The 2,590-nt window shown below is 72.5% G+C and carries 3 protein-coding genes; 1 reads left to right on the top strand and 2 read right to left on the bottom strand.

Annotated features, from left to right (window positions below; all coding sequences use genetic code 11):
- Positions 1 to 46 precede the first annotated feature (46 nt).
- Entirely contained in the window at positions 47 to 598 is a 552-nt protein-coding gene (locus Y706_RS0116000; protein WP_028277395.1) for a metallopeptidase family protein, read from the top strand.
- Positions 599 to 627: 29 nt separating this feature from the next.
- Here the strand turns inward: Y706_RS0116000 and Y706_RS0115995 are convergent, their stop codons facing one another.
- The gene (locus Y706_RS0115995) at positions 628 to 2,289 is read right to left on the bottom strand and encodes a DUF5719 family protein (protein ID WP_028277394.1); all 1,662 of its coding nucleotides are present in this window, start codon (positions 2,287 to 2,289) and stop codon (positions 628 to 630) included.
- On the bottom strand, positions 2,282 to 2,590 hold a 309-nt coding region (locus Y706_RS0115990), incomplete at its 5' end, for a hypothetical protein (protein ID WP_028277393.1). The genes Y706_RS0115990 and Y706_RS0115995, both read right to left, overlap by 8 nt.

Here is a 2,590-nt window from a genome sequence, read left to right as displayed (position 1 = left end):
TCGGGGCTGTATCGCGTATTTCATTGCGCGGGTTTAGAGTCAAGATATGCAGTCATCGCACCACGATTCGGGTTTCACGGTCCGGTTGGCTGACCCCGACGCCGGACGTACAGGCGCCGGTTCCGGCCCCGCCGGCGCGCCTCTGGCCGGGTCGCCTGCCGCCGTCCAGGGAAAGACCTTCCGGCAGCGCCGCAGGAACCGGCACGGCCGGGGCCTTCGCGGCGAGCTCATACTGCCCACCCTGCCCGGCTACCGGACCCGTTCCGACCGCTTCGATGACTTCGTCCTGGACTCGGCCCAGCGGCTGCACGACATCTGGGGCAAGCCGCTCGACGGCGTCCGCTTCGCCGTTGACGAGATCCCGCCGGGCCTGGAGCAGCTCGTGGCGGACCGCACGCCCGCGCCGATGGGCGCTTTCACCGCTGCCACGGCCGAGGACGGACCGGTCATCACGCTGTACCGCCGGGTGGTGGAGCAGGTGTGCGGAACCCGGGACGAACTCCAGGACCTCGTGCACGACGTCGTCGTGGAATACACGGCCGAGATGCTCGGCGTACCCCCGGAGTCCCTCGACCCCGTCTATCGCCGCCGGTACTAGCCCGAGCCTGCTTCCGACCTGCCCCGGGCCTAGTAGCCCAGCGTGACGGGGACCTGCCGTTGTCCTGCCGCTTCCGGTGCCAGCGCCACCGCGGAAATGTCCTGCCGGCCGTCCCGCGCCAGAACAAGTGCCCCGTATGCCGGATCTCCGGCGGCGGACACCACATAGCCCACGAGCGGCGAGCCGCCCACGTCAGCGGGGATCTTGATGGACACGGTGGTTCCGCCGGCAATGTCGGCGCTGCCCGCGGTCCGGATCTTGCCGTCCGCAGTGATCGGCGTGTAGGTCACGGTCGCCCGGCCGGCGGGGGCACCGAGAACGAGCTGCCGGTCGCCCGCGCGCGGAACCGCGACGATGTGCTGGCTGCCCAGCCGGGCCGAGGCGGCGGAAAACGCGATGTCCGCCGCGTCCCCGGCCTGCAGTCCCCGCGTGAGCCGGGCAGTGGCCGCGAACGAGACATCCGAGCTCGCCGCCACGGTGTAGGTCCCGGCCGGGACCCCGGCCAGGGAAACTTCCGTGACCGCGCCGGCCTTCGCCGTCACCACGCCGCCCCCGGGCAGCGCCTTCTGGCCGTCGGGACCATACAGCTTGATCTCGACCACGGCGTCGGTGGCCCCCGGCACGGCGACTTCGAGGGCCGGTCCGGCGTCGGCGAAGCCGGGCTTTGCCTTGAGCGCGGCCAGTGCCGCGGGATCCTGGATGTCGAGACCGGCGGCCACCTGGCTGACGGACGGGGCGGTGCCGGGGGTGATGAAGTCGACGCCGCCGGGAGTGAGGCCGCGGAGCACGCTTTGCTGGATCACGGCAGCCACCGGGCCGCCGGTGCTGCGAACCCGCACGCCGAGCCGTTCCTGTCCCGGCGCGAGCCCGGCCAGGATGATGGAGCGGGAGCTGCCGGGCGCCACCAGCAGGCCGCGGCTTCCGGGAGCCTGGATCGGGCCTTCGGAGCCGAAGAGGTCCAGGCTCACGGTCGCCGGCGTGCTGGAGGCATTGGTCAGGTTCAGGACTGCCGACCGGCCGAGCGCCGTGTTGGCGCCGACCAGCCAGAGATCGTTGCCGGGCTGCTGGCACGCGGCGGCCGCGGAACCCTGGAGGTCGCCGTCCTCGGCCGTGTAGCTCAGGACGGCGCCGGCAGCCGCCTGGTGGTTGTTTTGGGCATCGGCGCTGAGGACGCTGATGTTGTCCACCTCGCGCTGGGGCAGGACGCCGGCGACCAGCACGGGCGTGCGGGCCGGGGGCGCGGAAGCTGCGGGCACGGAAGCTGTGGGCGCGGCGCCCGGCGCGATTTCGGCGAAGGGGGCACCTTTGAGCGGGGCGAGCCGGCTGCCGGGGATGATGCCGGCGCTTGAGCCGAGCACGGCGGCGCTGACGGCTGTCTTCGCCGTGGCGGATTCCGGACTGAACTGGGGGTCGGTGCCCACGGGGGTCCCCTCAAGCAGCCGGGCCGGGCCCGGGCAGACCCCGACGCTGCTGCCGGCCGGAACCGCGGCGACGGGGGCCTCGAGCTGCCTGCTGGCGGGGTTCTGGGGCGTCAGCGACGCCGCCGATACCAGGCCGCCGCCCGCGGCAACGAGGGCGACCGCGGAGAGGATGCCGCCGATCACTCCAGCCCGCGGCAGGCGCCCCTTCCGCGGCGACGGACCCGTCGCGGCTTCCGTTTGGGTTTCTTTTTCGTTGTCGCCCTTAGACATGCTGAGGTTCCTTACGCAGGGAGGCTTCGTCCCTGGACAGGCCGGTGTTGGACCGGCGGGCAGGCATGGGCACGGCGAGGAGGACGGTCAGCCCGATCATCACGGCCTGCGCAATCCCGATCAGGACCGCCCACGGCGCTTCGTAACGGATGCTCAACTGGCCGCCCTGGGCCGGCAGGGTGAAGGCCTGCGACCATCCCGACGTCGTTGAGGTCAGGCGGCGCCCGTCAAGCCAGGCGCTCCAGCCCGGATCGGCCCGCTCGGCGAGCACCACCAGGCGGCCCTCGGGACCGGCCGGGAC

This window comes from Arthrobacter sp. I3 (assembly GCF_000520575.1).
Taxonomy (GTDB): domain Bacteria; phylum Actinomycetota; class Actinomycetes; order Actinomycetales; family Micrococcaceae; genus Arthrobacter; species Arthrobacter humicola_A.
The sequence above is the reverse complement of the archived record's forward strand: the minus strand, read 5'-3'. Positions and strand labels throughout refer to the sequence as shown.

Bases quoted from the DNA above. Each gene is read 5' to 3' on its own strand.
- Y706_RS0115995 (WP_028277394.1), bottom strand. From the start codon at position 2,289: ATGTCTAAGGGCGACAACGAAAAAGAAACCCAAACGGAAGCCGCGACG.
- Y706_RS0116000 (WP_028277395.1), top strand. From the start codon at position 47: ATGCAGTCATCGCACCACGATTCGGGTTTCACGGTCCGGTTGGCTGAC.